Origin of the sequence: Caldicellulosiruptor bescii DSM 6725, from assembly GCF_000022325.1 — a bacterium.
Classification (GTDB): domain Bacteria; phylum Bacillota; class Thermoanaerobacteria; order Caldicellulosiruptorales; family Caldicellulosiruptoraceae; genus Caldicellulosiruptor; species Caldicellulosiruptor bescii.
Window position 1 is genome coordinate 1,596,514 of the sequence record NC_012034.1, and the last position, 21,294, is coordinate 1,617,807.

At 34.0% G+C, this 21,294-nt stretch carries 15 protein-coding genes, 6 tRNA genes and 1 pseudogene; 3 read left to right on the forward strand and 19 right to left on the reverse strand.

Going from position 1 to position 21,294, the window contains the following annotated elements:
• Positions 1 to 40 precede the first annotated feature (40 nt).
• The 15 genes and pseudogenes from nrdR to ATHE_RS07600 all read right to left on the reverse strand — a co-directional run bounded on the left by nrdR (position 41) and on the right by ATHE_RS07600 (position 10,765).
• The gene (nrdR, locus tag ATHE_RS07530; RefSeq protein ID WP_013430173.1) at positions 41 to 502 is read right to left on the reverse strand and encodes a transcriptional regulator NrdR; all 462 of its coding nucleotides are present in this window, start codon (positions 500 to 502) and stop codon (positions 41 to 43) included.
• Positions 499 to 2,172, reverse strand: coding sequence for a sensor domain-containing diguanylate cyclase (locus ATHE_RS07535; RefSeq protein WP_015907963.1), 1,674 nt, complete (start codon positions 2,170 to 2,172; stop codon positions 499 to 501). The genes nrdR and ATHE_RS07535 overlap by 4 nt, the downstream gene beginning before the upstream one ends.
• Positions 2,173 to 2,859: 687 nt before the next feature.
• Positions 2,860 to 2,946, reverse strand: a tRNA-Leu gene (locus ATHE_RS07540).
• A 71-nt stretch (positions 2,947 to 3,017) separates the two neighbouring features.
• On the reverse strand, positions 3,018 to 4,127 hold the full coding sequence (locus ATHE_RS07545) for an ABC transporter permease (RefSeq protein ID WP_015907964.1): 1,110 nt from the start codon (positions 4,125 to 4,127) through the stop codon (positions 3,018 to 3,020).
• A 29-nt stretch (positions 4,128 to 4,156) separates the two neighbouring features.
• A pseudogene (locus ATHE_RS07550) lies at positions 4,157 to 4,892 on the reverse strand (ABC transporter ATP-binding protein).
• 31 nt (positions 4,893 to 4,923) lie between these two features.
• The gene (locus ATHE_RS07555) at positions 4,924 to 6,021 is read right to left on the reverse strand and encodes an HlyD family secretion protein (RefSeq protein WP_015907967.1); all 1,098 of its coding nucleotides are present in this window, start codon (positions 6,019 to 6,021) and stop codon (positions 4,924 to 4,926) included.
• A gap of 3 nt (positions 6,022 to 6,024) precedes the next feature.
• Entirely contained in the window at positions 6,025 to 6,636 is a 612-nt protein-coding gene (locus ATHE_RS07560) for a TetR/AcrR family transcriptional regulator (RefSeq protein WP_015907968.1), read from the reverse strand.
• Between the two features lie 193 nt (positions 6,637 to 6,829).
• Positions 6,830 to 6,904, reverse strand: a tRNA-Glu gene (locus tag ATHE_RS07565).
• 20 nt (positions 6,905 to 6,924) lie between these two features.
• Positions 6,925 to 7,001 (reverse strand) — tRNA-Met (locus ATHE_RS07570).
• A gap of 20 nt (positions 7,002 to 7,021) precedes the next feature.
• A tRNA-Met gene (locus tag ATHE_RS07575) sits at positions 7,022 to 7,097 on the reverse strand.
• Between the two features lie 5 nt (positions 7,098 to 7,102).
• Positions 7,103 to 7,192 (reverse strand) — tRNA-Leu (locus ATHE_RS07580).
• A gap of 55 nt (positions 7,193 to 7,247) precedes the next feature.
• Positions 7,248 to 7,332: transfer RNA gene (locus ATHE_RS07585), tRNA-Leu, on the reverse strand.
• 123 nt (positions 7,333 to 7,455) lie between these two features.
• Positions 7,456 to 7,848: a secondary thiamine-phosphate synthase enzyme YjbQ gene (locus ATHE_RS07590; RefSeq protein WP_013430170.1), complete on the reverse strand. Its 393-nt coding sequence runs from the start codon at positions 7,846 to 7,848 to the stop codon at positions 7,456 to 7,458.
• A 20-nt stretch (positions 7,849 to 7,868) separates the two neighbouring features.
• Positions 7,869 to 8,381 carry a nitroreductase family protein gene (locus ATHE_RS07595; RefSeq protein WP_015907969.1) on the reverse strand — a complete coding sequence of 171 codons (513 nt, stop codon included), beginning with the start codon at positions 8,379 to 8,381 and terminating at the stop codon, positions 7,869 to 7,871.
• 20 nt (positions 8,382 to 8,401) lie between these two features.
• Positions 8,402 to 10,765 carry an ATP-binding protein gene (locus tag ATHE_RS07600; protein ID WP_015907970.1) on the reverse strand — a complete coding sequence of 788 codons (2,364 nt, stop codon included), beginning with the start codon at positions 10,763 to 10,765 and terminating at the stop codon, positions 8,402 to 8,404.
• Between the two features lie 187 nt (positions 10,766 to 10,952).
• Here ATHE_RS07600 and ATHE_RS07605 point away from each other — a divergent pair, with 187 nt between their 5' ends.
• Positions 10,953 to 11,711 carry a DUF6062 family protein gene (locus ATHE_RS07605; protein WP_015907971.1) on the forward strand — a complete coding sequence of 253 codons (759 nt, stop codon included), beginning with the start codon at positions 10,953 to 10,955 and terminating at the stop codon, positions 11,709 to 11,711.
• 7 nt (positions 11,712 to 11,718) lie between these two features.
• Here the strand turns inward: ATHE_RS07605 and ATHE_RS07610 are convergent, their stop codons facing one another.
• The 4 genes from ATHE_RS07610 to ATHE_RS07625 all read right to left on the reverse strand — a co-directional run bounded on the left by ATHE_RS07610 (position 11,719) and on the right by ATHE_RS07625 (position 17,557).
• Positions 11,719 to 12,522 (reverse strand): Asp23/Gls24 family envelope stress response protein, encoded by an 804-nt coding sequence (locus ATHE_RS07610; protein ID WP_013430166.1) that lies wholly within the window; start codon positions 12,520 to 12,522, stop codon positions 11,719 to 11,721.
• Between the two features lie 56 nt (positions 12,523 to 12,578).
• Positions 12,579 to 13,253, reverse strand: a complete 675-nt coding sequence (gene ispD / locus ATHE_RS07615; RefSeq protein WP_015907972.1) for a 2-C-methyl-D-erythritol 4-phosphate cytidylyltransferase — start codon at positions 13,251 to 13,253, stop codon at positions 12,579 to 12,581.
• Positions 13,254 to 13,267: 14 nt separating this feature from the next.
• Entirely contained in the window at positions 13,268 to 14,920 is a 1,653-nt protein-coding gene (locus ATHE_RS07620) for an FAD-dependent oxidoreductase (RefSeq protein WP_015907973.1), read from the reverse strand.
• A gap of 87 nt (positions 14,921 to 15,007) precedes the next feature.
• Positions 15,008 to 17,557, reverse strand: coding sequence for a calcium-translocating P-type ATPase, PMCA-type (locus tag ATHE_RS07625; RefSeq protein ID WP_015907974.1), 2,550 nt, complete (start codon positions 17,555 to 17,557; stop codon positions 15,008 to 15,010).
• 196 nt (positions 17,558 to 17,753) lie between these two features.
• Between ATHE_RS07625 and ATHE_RS07630 the strand changes: the two genes are divergently transcribed.
• Positions 17,754 to 19,499, forward strand: a complete 1,746-nt coding sequence (locus ATHE_RS07630) for an ABC transporter ATP-binding protein (protein ID WP_015907975.1) — start codon at positions 17,754 to 17,756, stop codon at positions 19,497 to 19,499.
• Complete coding sequence (locus ATHE_RS07635; protein ID WP_015907976.1) at positions 19,496 to 21,289, forward strand: ABC transporter ATP-binding protein; 1,794 nt, start codon at positions 19,496 to 19,498, stop codon at positions 21,287 to 21,289. The genes ATHE_RS07630 and ATHE_RS07635 overlap by 4 nt, the downstream gene beginning before the upstream one ends.
• The last annotated feature ends 5 nt before the right edge of the window (positions 21,290 to 21,294 follow it).

Sequence of the window (21,294 nt, forward strand, 5' to 3'; positions counted from 1 at the left end):
TTTTGTACTCTACTTTTATTTTTCTCACTTTCTCTCAAGATTATTCTATCTTTTCTGTTAAAAGCTTCTGAAGCTCTTCTATAAAGGTATTTATATCCTTAAACTGCCTGTAAACAGAAGCAAACCTCACATATGAAATCTCATCAATCTTCTTGAGCTTTTCCATAACCATCTCACCAATTTCTCTTGATGAGATTTCTTCGCGCATAGAATTATAAATCTCATTCTCAATTTCATCTACAATCTTATTCATCTGCTCAATAGAGACAGGTCTTTTCTGGCACGCTTTTATAATACCATTTAAGATCTTATTCCTGTCAAACTCTTCTCTTCTATTATCTTTTTTAATAACTAAAATTGGCTGTTTTTCTATTTTTTCGTATGTTGTAAATCTTTTTTGACATTTTAGACACTCACGTCTTCTTTTTATAGTTTTTCCTTCATTAGTTGGGCGAGTATCAACAACTTTACTGTCTTCATACCCACAAAAAGGACATCTCATACTTTCATCTCCAATTCCTGATTATATACTACTGTGCAATTTTTCCCACTACTTTTTGCTCTATACATTGCAATATCTGCACATTTAATAAGATCTTTTACATTGTCAGCATGCAAAGGATAAGAAGCAATACCAAAGCTAACTGTCACTCGAGTCTGAATCAAATTATCTTCTATTATTTCACTTTCAATAGCTCTTCTGATTCTCTCAACTACCTTGTAAGCTTCATTACTTTCAAGGTGATTAAAGACTATTATAAATTCCTCTCCTCCATAACGTGCAACAATATCACCTTTTCGCACCTTTTCTCTTGCTATTCTAACTATCGTTTGCAACACCTTGTCTCCGAACAAATGCCCGTATGTATCATTTAACTTTTTAAAATTATCAACATCAAAAAGAGCAATGCTAATCGGATATCTTCCTGCAGATGCCTGAATCTCTCTTTCTAAGACTTCATAAAGATATATTCTATTGAAAGCACCCGTTAGCCCATCAACCATAGCCATTGACCTCATCTGCTGATACAAACTTGAGTTTTCCAATGCAATTGAAACTTGTGCAGCAATGGATGTTAAAAATCTAAGATTGTCTTCTGTAAATACATCTTCAAATATATGTTCGAGTAGTATTATTCCATACCTGTCATTTTTTGTTGCCAATGAAGCATACATTATCGACTTTGTAGCTCTTCCATTTATGAAAGGACAATCTTCACTGCTCACCTTATTCCTATAGCCATTTTCACAATTTAATGCAACACTTCTGAGCCACCCTATATTCTCCTGCTTAAAGCTTTCTTTTTGTTCGTTCTCTGGAAGGTTAGAAAATGCAACATAAAGCTCTGTTTTTTCTTTATTAAATAACAGTATAGAGCTTTTGTCAACACCAGTGACTCCAATTAAAACATCATTAACAAACTTTAAAAGTTCATTAGTATCAAGTATTTGTGTTATTATTTTACTAATTTCCTGAAGGTTAAAAAATTCCCCCAGAGAGATGTTTAGTCTTTTGTTAATCTCCTTCAGATAACTTATTTCCCTTTCCAATTCTTTAATTTTTGCATCTTTTGCCTCACTAAGCAGCTGTTGGTTTCTTAAATTTTCTTCGTACTGTTTTAGTTTTATACTAATTTCATTAGTTTGACTTTTTTCAAAGACCTCAAGTTTGTTAGAATAAGAAAACCAAAAGATATAAAATAGAATATAAAATAGGTTTCTCAAATCTTCGCTGGTGATATTGTTTGTAATAAAATCGAGAAATATAAAAAATGTATATGAAAAAATCAAAACCATTGCTACCTGCCTTAAATTTCTCATATTTATTCTTTCAATGTAAAATAGGAATACAAGCGATATGACAAACATCAAATCAAAAAGCCTCTCATATCCGAAAAAGAATACAAGATTTACAACCTCAAAAAATTTCAAATACCTAAAAATCTCTTCATTAATCTGTCCATTCTTACCAAAAAGCCATATCTTGAATATATTGTAGGCTGATGAAATAAACAAAAATATTAGAGGAACAAGCCACTGTGAAAAAGAAAGTGTTTCTAAAGTAGGTGAAAATAACAGCTTATCAAAAAGTAAGTACACTGCAATTGATAAAATTAAAAACCATGAAATTTTTATGTATTCCCTTTCAATTGCTATTTTTTCAGTGCTCACAAGCCTTCCTCCCATTTATAGCAATCCATTGTCTTCAAGTAACAACTTTTTTTTTTTTTTTTTTTTTTTTTATTTATGCTATATATTGACAATAATCATAAAACACAACACAAGTATACTTCTTTTATCTTTATTATATTACATCTCACAAGCTCTGTCTATAAAAAGAAGTGACAAACCGTTAAAGGGAACTAATGGAATAATTGTACAAAGTGAAGCTTGACTTTTGCAGATAGTTAAAATAAAAATAGCTTGCAATCCCTTGTAAATAAAGGATTGGAGTCTATTTAAGTTTTAGCAAAATATCATAGTAAAAATTACTCTTTTTTGTCTCTTCCAAAATTTTCCTTATTTCTTTTAGTCTCATAAATTTCTTACTAAAATCTTTAAGTATCTTTAGCACACATTATTTTGTTTCAAAAATCGGGTATATCTTTCTATTGTCTTTTTGTCTATTTCATGAATATTGGTGTTTGCATCAATAAAACGAGTAAATTATTCAAAGTTTATGGTATAATAATCAGGGAAGGTATTAGCTAAATTTTTGAGTTTGCAGTGTGTAATTAAATTCGTCGGATACTTGTTTGAATGTTTTACTTTCAATTTTACTACTCCTAAAAAGAAAAACCTCACCAGATTTTTGTTCTGGTGAGGTCTTTTTTCTATATCTACCTCTCATTTTTTACATGGTGCGGATGGGGGGATTTGAACCCCCATGGGGAGAGCCCCACAAGATCCTGAGTCTTGCGCGTCTGCCAATTCCGCCACATCCGCAAAACTTTACTCTTTCTTTAATATATTTTAAGCTATTACCACACGGTCTGTCAATAACATCATTTTTGGATTTAATCAAGTTTTTTTGAAAATTTCTTTACAGAAACCAGCAAAAGAAGTATTCCAAGAAACACTAATACCAATACTTCTTTCCAAAGTTGTTCAACTCCTACTCCTTTTAAAACAATCCCTCGCAAAATTATAAGAAAATAAGTAAGAGGAACAAAATTACCTAAAAACCTTATCACAGGTGGCATTGCTTCTCTTGGAAACATAAAACCTGAAAGTAGAACGCTTGGAAGTAAAAACAAAAGTGCAAGTTGCATTGCCTGAAGCTGGGTCTTCGAAATAAAAGAGATAAGCATTCCTATCATAAGAGCACACAGGACAAATTCCAATCCAAAGAGCAAAAGTGAAAATATACTACCTCTCACTGGTACTTTAAACCAAGCAACACCAAATAATAGCGCCACCAAAAAATCTCCAAATCCAAGAAATATATAAGGTACAAGTTTACCCAATATCAGTTCAATTGATTTTATAGGTGTTACAATCAGCTGTTCAATAGTTCCCTTTTCTCTTTCCCTCACAATAGCAAAAGCAGTTAATATAATTGTTATGTTCTGCATTATCAAACCCATAAGACCGGGTATTGTAAAAAGTTCACTTTTCATTGAAGGGTTGTACTTAACTCTTGTTCTCAAATCAATAAAAGGCTTATTTAAAATACTTTGGTTATACATATTTTGTATTGTTAAAATACCACTTGTAAATACTGTCTTTGCTATTGTTGGGTCTGTGCCATCAACAATGAATAAAATTTGTGGACTTCTTTTTTGCTTTAGCTTTGTAGAAAAATTTGAAGGAATAATCAGGGCAGCTTTAATTTTTCCACTGTCAAGCCACTCATCAATTTCTTTCTGATTCTGCGCAAACAAATCTGGCTTAAAATACCTGGTATTCTGGAGTTTTTTAATAATTTCTCTGCTTTCAAGTGTATTTGACATATCAAGTATGCCGATTACAACATTCTCTATATCCATTTTAACAGCGTATCCAAAGAGCATAAGCATAATAAACGGTGCTACAAATGCCAAAACAAAACTTGCTTTGTCTCTTTTTATTTGAATAAATTCTTTTTTAGCAATAGCAAAGAACCTTCTTGCTGAAAATCCTCTCATAGCAAACTAACACCTCTTTTTGAACACTTTTACTCAGAAAATACCTTCACAAAGACATCCTCTATGCTGTCAGACATATACTTTTTCTTTACATTATAAGGCGTGTCAATCTCTTTTAAAATTCCATTGAACATAAATGCAACAACATCACATCTTTCTGCCTCGTCCATATACCTCGTCCATATAATGGGTTGTTACAAGCACTGTCACACCGCTGTTTGAAAAAAATTTTATCATTTCCCAATATTCCTTTCTTGAAATGGGGTCAACTCCTGCTGTGGGCTCATCCAAAATCAGGATTTGCGGATTGTGCAGTGTGGCACATGCAAAAGCAAGTTTTTGTTTCATTCCGCCGGATAAGGTACTGACTTGAGACTTTTCCCTGCCTTCAAATTTGAAGAGTTTCATAAGTTGTTTCTTTTTTGTCTCAATTTCGTTTTTTGAAAGACCATACACAGCTCCATAAAAATTAATGTTCTCTTCAATCGTCAAATCCTCATACAAACTAAATTTTTGAGAAACATACCCAATATTTTGTCTTACTTCTTCAGGGTATTTTGAAACATCCTTTCCAAGAACTTCAACATAACCCTCTGTAGCTCTTAATACTCCGCAGATTATTTTTATAGTTGTGGTTTTCCCAGAGCCATTAGGGCCAAGCAGTCCAAAAATGCAACCCTTTGGAACCTCAAATGAAATATTATTCACCGCAACAAATCTACTGAATTTCTTTGTAAGTCTTTCAATTTTTATAGCTTTGTCCAAATCAACCTTCACCTACCTTTCTAAAAATGATTTACAAGATTACGTCTACAATCATCCCAGGCTTGAGTATATCTTTATTCTTTGTAATGTTTATCTTTACCATAAAAACCATATTATGTCTTTCTTCTTTTGTTTCTACATTTCGCGGAGTAAATTCAGCTTTATCAGAAATATACACAATCTTTCCATATGCTTTCTGCCCTTCTTCAGAGACAATGTTAACCTCTTTCCCTATCTTTACTTTTCCAAGCTTAGTCGAGGGTACATAAATTTTAAGGTAGTAGTGGTCAAGAGAAATTTGAGCTACAAAACTACCAGGTCCAATAAATTGACCTTCTTCAACGCCCTTTATCGAAATAATACCATCTGCTGGTGAAATGATGGAGGCTTTTTTTAGATTTTCCTCACAAAGTTTCAAGTTCCCTTCTGCTATTTTTACATATTCCAAGGCTTGTGAATAATTCTTTTGAGCAATTTCGACTGATATCGCATATATTGACTTGTCTTCAGGCATTACATTCTCGTTTTTTACCATTTGAAGCTGAACTTCAAGAGAATTAATTTGATGTGCCACACTTTCATTTTGCGCCTCCAAGGAATTCAGCTGAATTTTTAGTTCAGTCAAAGTTTTAAGCATTTCAGTGTTTGAAACCCTAACAGCTTTTAAATCTTCAATAGCTTTGCGAAGCAGAGAAATGTTCTTTGTATTTCCTTCCTTAAGTGCTTCAAGTTGGAAAATATTTTCTTTCAACTGCTCTAACTGATATTTAGATGGCTTTTTGTTTACAAGAGCATATTTTAGCTTTGCAATTTCAAGATTTTCTTTTGCAATTTCAGAAGAAATCTTCGCAATTTCAAGATTGTACAAAGATAAGTTTTTTTGAATTTCCAAAATACCACTATCTAATTTGGCTATTACATCTCCTTTTTTTACTTTAGAACCTTCCTCAACATACACCTTTTCTACCCTGCCGGCAATTTCACTATTTATATCTATGCTTTTTACCTCAACTGTCGACGAATAAATATCTTCATCATTTTTTGCTTTACATCCTGTCAAGAAAAACAAAAAAATTATACAAAAAGATGACAACAAAACCAATTTTGTTTTGATTTTTATACTTGCCATTTTTTACTCCTCCCCAATTGCTTTTTTGAATACCAAAAGTACATTGTTAATCTCTCTATCCAGTTCATCTTCAGAAGTCTCAATTCCCAAAATGTATTTTTGAATAAGAAAAGTCAACACCGTCCCTATTATTACCCTTGAAAGACCCTTTGCCATATCAGAACTGATATCAGCTTTTTGCATAAGTATTCTTTCAATAAGCTGCTTTGATTGACAGGTTTTGGGTACCATTTTTTCACTTACCTCTTTTTTTAAAAGGTCATTGTATTGTATTTCAATCAACACGACTTTGAAAATATCAATATTTTTTTCTGCCATCTCAAGTCTTTCACATATTAATGACTTTATAAAATCTGGAGTTTTTAAAGCCATACTCTTTTTAATATTTTCTTTTAATGGTAAAAGAGCAACCTGGCTAAGAATCTGTGTCACTCCTGCCTTGATAACCTCTTTGAGAAGGGTTTCTTTGTCTTTGAAATACTTAAAAAGTGTGGCCTCAGAAACTCCTGCTTCCTTCGCTATTTGAGCTGTAGTTGTAGCAGCATAACCATTTTGAGAAATAAGCTTTATAGCTGTTTGGATTATCTTGTTTTTTGTTACTTCACTCTTTTTCACTAATTTCTCACCACCTTTTATTAAGTAAGTACTTACTCATTTCTTATTATAAATTAATAGATTGGGAATGTCAATTTCAAAAAACGAAACATCACATTCGAAACTGTGGTGAAAAGGGAGAAGAAATATATTGAAAAGATTGTATAAAATAAATAAAAGGGCCTTTTCAAAAGCCCTTTTCTCCTTTTTTATTTGGTGACCCCGAGGGGATTCGAACCCCTGTTACAGGCGTGAAAGGCCTGTGTCTTAACCACTTGACCACGGGGCCATACCTCTTTTTATATAAAATGGTGGCGGCGAACGGATTCGAACCGCTGACACTGCGGGTATGAACCGCATGCTCTAGCCAACTGAGCTACGCCGCCATTTTTACTATATTTATATTTGGTTGCGGGGGGAGGATTTGAACCTCCGACCTTCGGGTTATGAGCCCGACGAGCTACCAGCTGCTCCACCCCGCGACATCTGGTGCCGGAAACCGGACTTGAACCGGTACGACCTTATTCAGGTCCCAGGATTTTAAGTCCTGTGCGTCTGCCAGTTCCGCCACTCCGGCATCGCAATTATATATTTTAATGATTTCACTTGCTTTTGTCAAGATATTTTTCTCTTGGTGCGGGTAGAGGGACTTGAACCCCCACGGCTGTTGCCACTAGATCCTAAGTCTAGCGCGTCTGCCAATTCCGCCATACCCGCTTGTTTTTGCGTATAATATTTTAACACAAGCTTTCTTCTTTGTCAAATGTAAAGGTTTTTGCTCCGAACACCTATCTTAATCCTTGCTATTGTTTCATGAGGTGTTCGGAGCAAATAAAAACTTTATTTTATATACACATATATCTTCCTTCTCCTTGGTCCATCAAACTCACAAAAGAACACTCCTTGCCATGTACCAAGCATCATCTCACCATTTCGAATTATAATATTAACAGATGAACCTATCAGGCTTGCCTTTATATGCGCATCAGAATTCCCCTCACTATGGCTATAGCCATTGTTCGCTGGCACTAACTTTTCAAGTTGTTTTTTTATATCACTTACAACTGACGGGTCAGCATGTTCATTGATTGTAATACCTGCAGTTGTATGTGGAACAAACACTGTCATGAGTCCTTCTTCAATATTAGACTGTCTAACAATTTCTTTTAATTTACTTGTAATATCAACAAAATCTACTCTATCTTTTGTTCTTATCTCAATTTCCCTAAACAAATTAGAAATTCCCTCCCGTATTATTTTCTTTGGTACTTATTCCAGTGAAGTATTGAAGATAGGGGCTTTTTGTTTCTTACAGGTTCTTCATCAGCATAACCTATTGCAATGATCGCACAAAGTTCTAAATTGTCTGGAACGTTTAGCAGCTTCTTGACATCTTCTGAATGCTCCTTTTTATAGCTTGCAACCCAACAGCTACCAAGTCCTAAAGCTTTTGCAGCCACTAAAATATACGTGGTCGCTGCTGACATATCTTCTAAAATATATTCGAAATCTTTCTCATAAAGCACAGCAACACAGCACGAAGCGTCTTCTATGAATTTGCCATATCGGGCTTTTTGAGCAATTTGTCTTTTAATGTTTTCATCTGTTACTACAACAAATTCCCAGCCTTCATTTCCTCTTGCAGTAGGTGCAAATCTTGCAGCATCAATTATTTTTTCAATAACTTCTCTGTCAATAGCCATATTCTTTTTATATTTCCTGATACTTCTTCGAGACTTTAAAACTTCTAACATATCCATAGACATCTCAAAATATCTCTCCTTTCTTACTCATCTTTTTTATCACTAAAACTTACCAAATTGTCTAAGTATCTTTTTAACTTTTGTCTTGCTAAAAGTACCACTTCATCAAACTTTTTGCCTGTCAAAATCTCAATAGCTTCATCGATTGTTTTTACTGCCCAGATGTGAAAATTTTCTTTTCTAACTTCTTCTACCACCTCGTCACACAATACTAAATTTTTTATATTTTGATGTGGGATTATAACACCCTGCTTGCCATTTAAACCTTTTTTCTTGCAAACATAATAAAAACCTTCTATCTTTTTTGTCACACCGCCAACAGGCTGAATCACTCCTTTTTGGTTTACAGAACCTGTTATTGCTATTCCCTGATAGATGGGCATATCACTCAAGGCTGAAAGCAGGGCACAAAGTTCAGCTGCTGATGCAGAATCACCTTCAATGCCAGAATATAGTTGTTCAAAACATATAGTTGCATTTAACGTAAGTGGCATATCTTGGGCAAACAGCTGGGAAATATACCCTGAGATAATCAAAATACCTTTGCTATGAGTTTTACCAGACATTTGTACTTCACGTTCAATATTTATTATACCACTTCTTCCGCTACTTGTGGTAACAGTTATTAGAGAAGGTTTGCCAAAAACATAGTCACCAACATCCAGAATTGCAAGAGCATTTATTTGACCTACCTTATAACCATCTACATCAACTAAAATAGTACCTTCCTCAATCATCTGGTTTATTTTTTCTTCATATTTTGCGCTTCTGTATTCTTTTTCACAAATTGCTTTGCTTACATGTTCCTTCCTCACCACATTACTTCTTTCCAGTTGAGCCCAGGTGTTAGCTTCTGCCAATATCTCAACAATTTCATTAAACCGTGTTGAAAGCTTTTCCTGGTTCTCAACAAGTCTGCAGGAATATTCAATTACCTTCTCAACGGCATCCTTGGAAAATGGCAATGCATTCTCTTTTTTACAAAATGAACTAATAAACTGAATCATCTTATAGAGATTATCTTGATTGTAATCCATTTCGCTGTCAAAATCAGCTTTAATCTTGAAAAGTTTTTTAAAATCTTCATCGTATGTGTATAAGATGTTATAAATATACTCACTACCAATCAAAATAACCTTTAAATCAACTGGTATAGGTTCTGGTTTTAAAGAAGGAGTTATAAAAAGTCCATAAATATCCTTTAGATTTTCAATGTATATCTGACCTGTTTTTAGTACTCTTTTCAAGGCTTCCCATGCCTGTGGATAGCTTAGCAAATCTTTTGCCTGAAGGATGAGATATCCTCCGTTTGCTTTGTGAATTGCTCCCGCCTTGATTCTGGTGTAGTCTGTAACAAGAATGTTGCCCATCTCGTTATCATATTCAATTTTTCCTATGAGATTGTAATAAGTGGGATTTACTTCATAAACAACAGGCGCGCCATCTAATTCTGAATTGTCAACAATTACATTGACCTTATATTTATCAAGTCTTGAGAATTTTTTATATGGAACAAATTGCAAAGGAATTTGTGTGTCTTCTTCTTCTTTGTCCAAAAAATCATCAAGATTTTCAATAATGTCATCTGTTACACTATCAATATAATCCAAGATTTTTATGTTATCTTTATACTTGCTTCTAATTTCATATACATAATGACTTATTGTAAAGACAGCTATCCTCTTTTGTAGTTCTTTTATTCTCTCTTTCAACTCTTTTTCAAGAACCTTTATCTTCTTTAAAACCTCTTGAGTTTCAAGTTGAAGCTTCTTGACCTTTTTTTCAATTTCATCTCTGATAGTCTTTTCTAACTCAGGATATTCCTCTTCTGAAATCGCCCTACCATTTACAATAGGAATAAAATACACACCGCTTGGAGTATATTTTATCTCAAAATCATATTCTCTTGCTTCTTCAGCTAACTTATCTAAAAGCTGTGTCCTTTTTTCCTGATATTCATTGTAAATATTATTTTTGTCATTTTCGTATTCCTCACTGTTAAAAACCTTCTTCAAATCATTAATTACAAATTCTAAGAAATCTGTCATATCCTTCCTGAAAACTTTGCCCATTCCTTTTGGCAGAGATATTGCAATAGGTGAATCATGATTGGCAAAATTATAAACATAAACCCAGTCGTTCGGAGCAGGTTTGTTTTTTGCTATCTCCTTTAAATAATTTTCGGCAAAGCTTGTCTTACCTGTACCTGTGGGACCACACATGTAAATGTTGTATCCTTTTGTGGTAACGCTCAGTCCAAACTCAAATGCTCTTTTGGCTCTTTCTTGCCCAATTATGGTTGTTAAAGGTTCTATCTCATTTGTGGTTTTAAATTCAAAATTGGATAAATCTACATTCTTTTTTAATTTATCTGGTGTAAGTTTCATAAACTTTTCACTCCATCTTCATAGTTTTGCTTTAAAAATTTTATACCCATTTTTTCGATATTTATTCTTTTTTATATAAACAACTTTGCAGTTGTTACAAAGAGAAAAAGACTGTAAAATAAATGTTATGAACCATTTTAAAATTGGTAACAATTAATAAATAAAAAAATATAAGGAGTGGCTGAAAATGGGGAAAGAAAAAATATACATGATTCCTGTCAATGATGCTTTCTCGATAAATTGCGAATGTGCTTTTTGTTACCTTGAAAATAATTTTGAAAAACAATGCATTGAAATAGTGCTCGGTGAAAGTGTTATGGAAGTTGATGCAAGGATAGAAACTAATGAAAAAGGCTTTTGCAGAAGGCATTTTCACATGCTGCTTGAACAAAAAAATAAACTTCCTTATGGCCTTATATTGGAAACTCACCTTAATGAAATAAAAAAACATCTTGAAAAACTTATATATTCCAATTTCTCAGCGGCAACTTTGCAGCAAAAAGACAGATTTCTAAAAAAACTTCTGGGTAATCAAAATTTGAACAAAAACAAACTGACAGGTTTAATACAATACTTAGAAAACCTTTCTGTCCAGTGCATTATCTGTGAAAGAATTCAAGCAAGGATGAAAAATTATTTTGAAGTATTCTTTTTCATGTGGAAAAACCAAAAAGATTTTCAGCAAAAAGTTCTTTCTTCCAAAGGATTTTGCCTACATCATTTCAACGAACTTTTGAAGTATTCTTTAAATTGTTTGTCTAGAAAAGAACTAAACAATTTTGCCGAAAAAATTTGTAAAATTGAGCTTGATAATATCTCTCGAATTTATACAAACGTTTGTGACTTTAATAAACAGTTTGACTATCGAAATGCCAATAATACAGTGACTGAAGAGATAAGAAACTCTCTTTTGAATGCTACTGAAAAACTCGGAAAATACAAGTAAAACATTTTTACACCTGTACTCCTTTTGCAATGATATGAATGTATTCTACATTTATTGAGGTATAATATTCTATTTCTTCTTTTATCTCCCTTTGTATTTTTTCAAGCACAAATTTTATGTTGCAACCAAATTTTAGTATAACCTCTATTTTTATATACAACAGATTATTTTTGATAGCAAGGTCAATTGAAAGTATCTTAGCAATATCATTGCTTTTTTTGAGTACTCTGCGAATATACGCAATCAAGACATTTTCTGAAATAGTATATTCGCCCAAATAGCTAAAGGTAGGTCTTACTATAGTCTTTTCGGCAACAATATAATCGTTGAGGTTTATTCTTTTAAAAAGCTTTAAAGGATATATCAGCAAACCAGAAAAGTCTTTTTTTATTTCAAAAGTTGGAACAGGCACAACGTGTTTTCCTTCTTTATTTCGCATGGTTATTGCTTTTTTTATTTCAAAGTCATTCGAAACCTCTTTGATATCAACAAACCTTTCAATAGTTCCCAATTCTAATCTCCTTGCTATCATCTGTGCCATTTGCTTGGATGTAGCTAATATTAAAATTGAATCAATGTTCAAATCCTTTATTGCCTTTTTCACTTCATTTGCATGATCATCTTCCATGAAAAGTGCTCTTCTTACCGAAGCCAAATATGTAGGTTCTTTCTTTGCAGACTTTCCTGCAACAAGCTTTGAGTTGTAAACCAAAATACCGTCGTCTATTATAGCACTTGCTCCCAGCATCTTCGCAACCACTATTGCCTTATAGCTTTTACCTGTACCACTTGGTCCAACTAAAGCATACACTTTCACAGCCTCACAACCTTTTCAAAAAGTTTTAAAACCTTTCAAAAGATATTTTACTACCAATACCCCTTCTCTACAATAGCCTCCGCAATTAGAAGGTCTTCTTTTGTTGTTATCTTGAAGTTTATTCTACTATTTTCAATTATTTTAGGTTTTATACCTAACCGTTCAACATACTGAAGATCATCTGTAAACAACTCATTTTTAAACATCTCATATCCCCTGTATATTAAATCAAATTTAAAAACTTGAGGTGTTTGTATCAAACATATATTAGACCGTGGCAATGTATTTTGAATGTGACCATCCACTACAAACTTTACAGTATCATTTGCCAAAATCCCTGGCGCAACTGCAAAATGAGTCTCAACATCAGCAATTAGTTTTTCAAGAAGTTCTAAAGTAATAAAAGGTCTTGCAGAATCGTGGATTGCAACAATATCACATTCTCCTTTTAAAATCTCCAATCCTCTTTTTACAGTGTCTGCTCTCTCGTTCCCACCATAATCCCAGAAAATAACCTTGCTAAATTTATCTTTTAAATATCTCGCAATATCTTCAAAACCTTGAGGTACAAGTAGCACAATTCCATCAATAAAATGTGATTTTTCAAACACTTCAAGAGAATATTCAATTATCATTTTGTTCTTTAAAAATAAAAATTGTTTGGGGGTATTCCCCCCAAACCTTGTGCCTTTACCTGCTGCACATAGAATAGCACATGTTTTCACTCTTTTCCCCCCACTTACTCTACCATATCAGGATAGTACATTCTCCATGATGTCCAGCCACCACTCATATTCAAACAATCAAAACCATTTGCTTTTAAAATCAAACATCCATGATATGACCTAAATCCAACACCACAGTAAACAATAATCTTCTTGTCCTTTGGAAGTTCGCTTAGTCTGTTTCTAAGCTCATCTACAGGAATATTTATCGCTCTCTTTATATGTCCAAACTCGTACTCTTCTGGTGTTCTTACGTCTAAGATAAGATACTCTGGATTATCAAGAAGCTCAAAAACTCTGTCAGGCAAAATATTCTTGACCTCTCCACGAATTATATTAGAAGCTGTCATACCAGCCATTATAACAGGGTCTTTTGCAGATGAAAATGGCGGTGCATAAACAAGATCGAGATTTTCCAAGTCAAATACAGTCAAACCTGCATATATTGCAGTTGCAATAACGTCTGCTCTTTTGTCAACACCCTCTTTCCCCACAACCTGTGCACCATAAATTCTGCCAGTTGAGTTGTCAAATATAAGTTTTATTGTTAGCTGTTTTCCCCCAGGATAGTAACCAGCATGATGAAGAGGATGAACAATTGTCACGTTATAATCAATTCCTTGGTCTTTGCATTCAGCTTCGCCAAGTCCAACCTTCGCCAAAGCCCAGTCAAATACTTTGATAATAGAACTGCCTATTACTCCTTTGAATTCCAAGTTTCCGCCTGCTGCATTGCACCCAGCAACTCTTCCCTGTTTGTTAGCAGGTCCCGCCAAAGGAATCCATACATTTTTGCCTGTAATAATACTCTTTACTTCAACTGCATCACCGGCTGCATAAATGTCAGGGTCAGAGGTCTGCATCTTGTTATTTACCACAATTCCCCTGTTCACTTCAAGGCCTGCTTCTCTTGCAAGCTCAACATTTGGTATCACACCTGCTGTCTGGAAAACAACATCGCATTCTATCTCTTCGCCATTTGAAAGTTTTAATCTCTTTACAATCCCGTCAACAACATCTGCATCAACTACAGATACCCCAGTTTTCACATCAATACCTTTTTCTTTTAACGTATACACAACAGGGTTTGTTATCTCTTTGTCAAACTGAGGTAAAATAGAACTTTTTAATTCAACAATGGTACAATCCAAACCCAGAAGATTTAGTTGCTCAGCAAGTTCCATGCCAATATAGCCAGCTCCAATTACAATTGCTTTTTTAACTGGAGCTGCAGATAAAGTCTCTTTTATTTTATCAACATCGTAGAGTGTAAAACATGTATAAGAGTTTTTGCAATCTTTCAAAAAGGGCAAAACAAAAGGCCTTGCACCTGTTGCAATAATAAGCTTATCATATCTTTCTTCATATGTTGTATTATTTCTTTTGTCTAAAACTGTCACAGTCTTCCTATTTCTGTTGATTTTCGTAACCTGGGATAACGTGCGAACATCAATGTTATATCTTTTCCTGAATAGCTCTTCTCTTACAACAAGCAAGCTATCTCTTTTTGGGATTGTTCCACCAACATAGTACGGAAGACCACAGTTCGCAAATGATACATATTCTCCCTGTTCAAATAGCACAATTTGAGCATGTTCGTTTGTTCTTCTGGCTTTTGTGGCTGCAGATGCTCCAGCTGCAACTCCACCGATTATTACAATTTTCATTTGTTTGCCATTCCCCTTTCTATCAGTAATTTTAAATTCTATATGTCATTTCTTTATCAAATTATCTTCTCATTTCATTTTATCACTTTAGATATTTTTTGCAAATATATTATGAAGCAAAGATGGAAATAATGAACAAATTATGGTGATACCCCATTCAAGACTTTTCAAGGAACTTACCTCAAATACTATACCCAGCTGTGGTATATATATTACCAGTAAAAATAAAACAAATGATGAAATTACAGCAATTGAGAGGTATATATTTTCAAATAACATTGAAAATACATTTCTTTTATTTGTCGAACACTCAAAAGCAAAAATAAGTTGAGATATTACAAGTGTAGCAAATGCAACTGTTCTTGCTGTTTTTAGATCATAGCCTTTAAAAAGAGGTAAGTAAAATGACAAGGTTGCAAAAATGCCGATTAAAAACCCTCTTATTACAATTTCTTGCATCAGTCCACCTGCAAAAAAGCTTTCTTTTTTTGGTCTTGGCGGTCTTCTCATTAAGTTTTCATCACCTTTGGAAAGAGAAAGAGCTGCTGCTGGAAGACCATCTGTCACAAGATTTACCCATAGAATTTGCAAGGGTAAGAGGGCAATTGGCAAATTTAATATTGAGGTAAAAAGCATTATCAATACCTCGCCAATATTACAAGCAATAAGATACTTAACAAACTTTTTTATGTTGTCGTAAATAATTCTTCCCTCTTCTATAGCATGAACAATCGTAGCATAATTATCATCAAGTAATACCATTGAAGCAGCTTCTTTTGTAACATCGCTTCCACTTATTCCCATGGCGATACCAATATCTGCTTCTTTGACCGCTGGTGCGTCATTTACTCCATCGCCTGTCATGGCAACAATGTTTCCTTTTCTTTTTAAAAGTCTTACAATTTTTAGTTTGGAAAGCGGGTCTACCCTTGCAAATACTGAAATATTGTCAATATTCTTCTCGATAAACTTCTCATCCTTTTGAAGTTCCTCGCCTGTGACAACCTCTTCAATGCTATCTGCAATTCCAAGTTCCCTTGCTATTGCAAACGCTGTAAGTTTATGGTCACCTGTTATCATAACTGTTTTAACTCCAGCTTTTTTTGCCTTGTTAATTGCCAGCTTGACACCTCTTTTAGGTGGGTCTATCATTCCAACAAGCCCCAAAAAAATCATATCATCTACATCTTGTGAATTAAATTTCATGCACATAAGCAAAACTCTCAATGCTGCACTACACATTAGTTCATTTTTCTTGGCAATTATCCGCTTTTCATAGGAGGTAAGTTCTTTTATTGTTCCATCTTGATACATATAAAACTTGCATCTTCCAATCAAGCTTTCATATGCACCCTTGACAAATAAAATACTGCTATCACCATATTTTACTGTTACACCCATATACCGTTTGTTAGAATCAAAAGGTATTTCTGCTACTTTTTCTTTTCTTTTTATATACTCTTTATATTTCTTTGCCAAAACCAAAAGTGCTATTTCAGTTGGGTCACCGTTTGTTTTTAAGTCATTTCTGATTTTTTCTAACTCTGCATTGTTGCAGTTAACAGCACACATCATTATGTAATCAAGAAGCTGATTTTTTACAATTCGGCCGTTTAAAAGAATCCTTCCTTTCAAATCATACCCTGTCCCTTCAACCTCTATGCTCATGTCAACTGTCTCTATCCTTTTCACAGTCATCTTGTTCTCTGTCAAAGTCCCTGTTTTGTCTGAACAAATAACATTCACACTCCCTAAGGTCTCAACAGATGAAAGCTTTCTTACAAGTGCATTTTTCTTTGCCATACGTTGAACCCCTATTGCCAAGGTAATTGTTACAACAGCAGGAAGACCTTCAGGAATTGCTGCAACTGCTAAACTTATTCCTATCATAAACATATCGTAGATATTTTGTTTTCTAATTATTCCCAGTATTACTATTACACTGCATATAGCAATACAAATTACAGCAAGTATCTTACCAAGCTGGCTTAATCTAACTTGCAAAGGTGTTTTAGTCTCCTGTATTTCTCCCAGTACCTTTGCTATTTGCCCCATTTTGGTGTTAAGCCCTATTGAAGTAACCCTCATCAAGCCCTTTCCTTTGACTACATATGTGCCCATAAAAAGCCTATTTTCACTGTGAACATCCTTGTCCACGGCTATAGACTCACCTGTTAAGATAGATTCATCAACCTTCAGTGAATATCCTTCGACTAATACTCCATCTGCTGGAATTCTGTCTCCCTCTTCAATTACTACAATGTCACCTACTGTTACATATTTTGCTTCAATTACTTCTAATTTTCCGTCTCTTATGACTTTTGATTTGTAGGAAATATATTTTTTTAAAGATTCTAAAGCTCTTTCGGCTTTGTATTCCTGAATAAACCCCAACGTTCCATTTAAAATTATAAGAAAAAAGATAGCAAAAGCATCTAAAAACTCGCCGAGCAAAAATGACAAAGCTGTAGATACAGCCAAAATCAGGACCAGAATGTCTTTGAACTGATCTAAAAATATTGACAGAGCTTTCTTTCTTTTTTCAATATCTATCTCGTTTATACCAAATTCCTTCAAATTCTCTTCAGCTTCTTTGAAAGAAAGTCCTTTTTCAAAGCTTTTAAGATTATTCACCATTTTGGTTTTCTCATCCTCATCTGAATATCTATAAACAATATTATTAAAAAGTCCAATGTTTTATGAAGAACAAATAAAGGCTTAAAAAAGTGAGCTAAATATTAAAATTCTTATATTTATTTTCACGTAAAACAGGTTTATAATGTATTAAAGTGGCCAGCGAATAAAAATTTAAGTTTGGAAGGGTGCTGCTCAAGTGGATAATTTAAAAAGATTATTACCATATTTTCAAAAATATAAAAAACTTTTAATCCTTGGTTTTATTCTCATTTTCATATCTATAACCCTTGGAATGGTAAATCCATATATCTCTAAACTGATCATTGACGAAGCAATTTCAAAGAAAAAGTATCATTTGCTTTTACCATTTGTCATCACAATGCTCAGTGTAAGCTTAGTGCGGGGTGTTATAAGATATAGTCACTCATATTTATTTGAAAACGTATCCCAGAATATACTGTATGAACTCAGAGAAACGCTTTACAATTTTTTGCAAAGACAGACCTACGAATTTTATGACAAAACTCGAACAGGAGAACTCATGGCACGCATGACAGGTGACTTGGAAGGAATTAGAATGTTTTTCTCCACTGCCTTAGCTCTGCTTGCCGAAAATATTTTGAACTTTTCGATATCACTTACCATAATGTTCATTTTAAACGTAAAGCTCACATTTGCTCTACTTCTCTCAACGCCTATATTGCTAATTTTGGTTTATATTTTTGACAGAACCATAAGACCAGAATTTATCAAGATACGAGAAAAGTATTCTAAACTCAACACAGCAACTCAGGAAAATATTACAGGTATCAGAGTTGTAAAGGCTTTCTCACAAGAGAACTTTGAAATAGAGAAATTTTCGTCTGCCAACAGCGAATACAAAGAACAAAATATAACAGTGGGACTTATCTGGGGCAAATTCTTTCCTATGATTGAGGCAGTGACATCATTACTGGTTCTGATTATTTTCGCGCTGGGTGGTTTTATGGTAATTAAAAATTCAATCACAATTGGAACACTTATGGCTTTTCAAGGTTATCTATGGGCTATAATTTGGCCTTTGAGGTCATTGGGATGGATTATAAGCATGGTGGAAAGAGCAAACGCTTCTTGTGAGAGAGTGTTTGGATTGCTCAGTACACCTGTCAAAATCAAAGGAAAGCCAACTCCATTTGAAGTTAAAGAAGGGTATGTAAGGTTTGAAAAAGTGTATTTCAAACACTTTGGAAATCTTGTCTTAGAAAATATCAATTTTGAAGTAAAACCTAAAATGAAGGTTGCTATAATGGGACCAACAGGTTCAGGAAAATCTTCTGTGGTAAATCTTATACCCCGTTTTTATGACGTATCAAGCGGAAGAGTACTAATAGACGAAATAGATGTAAGAGACTACGACCTAAAAAAACTCAGAGGTGCAATTTCTGTAATCCCTCAAGAGACATTTTTGTTTTCTGACACTATTGCAAATAACATAGCATACGGCGTGGAAAATGCTTCTTTGGAAAATATTATAAACGCCGCAAAACTTGCTCAGGCACATGAGTTTATTATCCAGTTCCCAGATGGATATGATACTCTTGTTGGAGAAAGAGGAATTGGCCTTTCAGGCGGTCAAAAACAACGAATTGCAATAGCAAGAGCTCTTTTGAAAAAACCCAAGATATTGTTCCTCGATGATGCAACATCAGCGGTTGATATGGAAACAGAATATTTGATAAGCAAAGCGTTAGAAGAATATTTCAAAGATTGTACCGTATTTATCATTGCTCATAGGATTTCAATGGTAAAAGACTGCGACTTGATACTTTATCTTGAAAATGGAAAGATTGTAGAACAAGGAACCCACAATGAACTTTTAGCTAAAAAAGGCAGATATTACAATATATTTGTTCAACAATACAAAGATATTCTGAGTACACAAAAAGAAGGTGATAGGTTTTGAGCAATTCCACAAAAAGACTTAGAATTGAAGAAGATGAACCAATAACAAAACCTTTTAACTGGTCACAGTTTGTAAGACTTTTGAGATATATAAAACCTTATAGAAGGTACTTTATATATTCTTTTCTTCTAATGATACTTGCTACATTCTACAATCTTGCCGGACCTTATTTGATAAGATTGGTTATTGATATTGATATTCCCCACAGAAACATCCATGCTCTTTTGTATAAGGCAGTTTTCTATATTGTGCTTACCTTATTGTACGTAATAAGTCTTCGCGTGAGAACAATCTTTATGACAAAACTCGGCAACAGTGTGGTCTCAGATATTCGAATGCATCTTTTTACTCATCTTCAAAAACTGTCTCTCAGCTTTTTCGACAGTCGACCTGCAGGCAAAATAATGGTAAGAGTAATGAATGACGTGGATTCTTTATCTGAGCTTTTGTCTAATAGTATTTTAAATGTACTAGTTGACACTTTAAGCCTTTGGGCTATCATAGTAATAATGCTTTCAATTGATATAAAACTATCCATTGTTGCACTTGGTGTTCTTCCTTTGTTAATCTCAATAATCATGATATTAAAAAACTCAATAAGGACAAGATGGCAAGATGTTAGAAAGAAATCTTCTACTCTCAATGCTTATATACATGAAAGCATACAAGGAATGAAAATAACTCAGGCTTTTACAAGAGAAGAAAAAAACGCTGAAATATTTAAAAATTTAAACACCACATTCAAAAATACATGGATGAAAGCAATCAGAGTAAACAATCTATTTTGGCCAACCATAGAATTCACTGGAACTCTTTCGAGCGTTCTCATATTTCTTTTTGGCATCTGGATGATGAGAAAGGGGTACACAACACTTGGCACAATCATAGCATTTTCTAATTATATGGGAATGTTCTGGCAACCTATCAATAACATATCTAATTTTTACAATCAGCTGTTGGTTGCAATGGCATCAACCGAACGCATATTTGAAATTCTCGATATTCAACCGGATGTTCAAGATGATCCAGATGCATATGACTTACCACCAATTAGAGGTGAAATAACATTTGAAAATGTTTCTTTTTCATACGACGAGGAAAAACCTGTTTTAAAAGATGTTTCATTCACCATTAAAGCTGGGGAGACAATTGCGCTTGTTGGCGAAACAGGTGCAGGAAAAACCACAATAATAAATCTCATTGCAAGGTTTTATGATCCTCAAAAGGGAAGGATATTGATTGACGGGCATGACATTAAAAACGTAACCTTAAACTCTTTGAGAAAGCAAATGGGCATAATGCTTCAAGACACATTTATATTCTCTGGTACAATTGCAGACAACATTCGATATGCAAAACCAGAAGCCACAATGGACGAGGTAATCAGTGCTGCAAAGATTGTAAATGCTCATGAGTTTATCATGAAAATGGAAAAAGGATATGATACAGAGGTTAACGAAAGAGGAAGTCGCCTTTCTATTGGCCAAAGACAGCTCATTGCATTTGCCAGAGCACTTTTAGCTGACCCAAAAATATTGATATTAGATGAAGCAACCTCGGCAGTAGATACTCAAACAGAAGTCCTAATCCAACAGGCTATTGAAAAGCTAACATCGGGCAGGACCTCAATTATTATAGCCCACAGACTGTCCACAATCAGAAATGCAGACAGGATATTTGTCATCCACGATGGACAAATAGTTGAAGAAGGCAATCATGAACAGCTTATTGAGAAGAAAGGCTATTACTATAATCTCTATACCTCACAGTTTAAATATTTTGAAAAATAGTAATC

Excerpts from the sequence above, each read along its gene's own strand:
- ATHE_RS07625 (WP_015907974.1), bottom strand. The coding sequence starts at position 17,557 with ATGGTGAATAATCTTAAAAGCTTTGAAAAAGGACTTTCTTTCAAAGAA.
- ATHE_RS07555 (WP_015907967.1), bottom strand. The coding sequence starts at position 6,021 with ATGGCAAGTATAAAAATCAAAACAAAATTGGTTTTGTTGTCATCTTTT.
- ATHE_RS07595 (WP_015907969.1), bottom strand. The coding sequence starts at position 8,381 with ATGTCTATGGATATGTTAGAAGTTTTAAAGTCTCGAAGAAGTATCAGG.
- ATHE_RS07620 (WP_015907973.1), bottom strand. The coding sequence starts at position 14,920 with ATGAAAATTGTAATAATCGGTGGAGTTGCAGCTGGAGCATCTGCAGCC.
- ATHE_RS07605 (WP_015907971.1), top strand. The coding sequence starts at position 10,953 with ATGGGGAAAGAAAAAATATACATGATTCCTGTCAATGATGCTTTCTCG.
- nrdR (WP_013430173.1), bottom strand. The coding sequence starts at position 502 with ATGAGATGTCCTTTTTGTGGGTATGAAGACAGTAAAGTTGTTGATACT.
- ATHE_RS07600 (WP_015907970.1), bottom strand. The coding sequence starts at position 10,765 with ATGAAACTTACACCAGATAAATTAAAAAAGAATGTAGATTTATCCAAT.
- ATHE_RS07545 (WP_015907964.1), bottom strand. The coding sequence starts at position 4,127 with ATGAGAGGATTTTCAGCAAGAAGGTTCTTTGCTATTGCTAAAAAAGAA.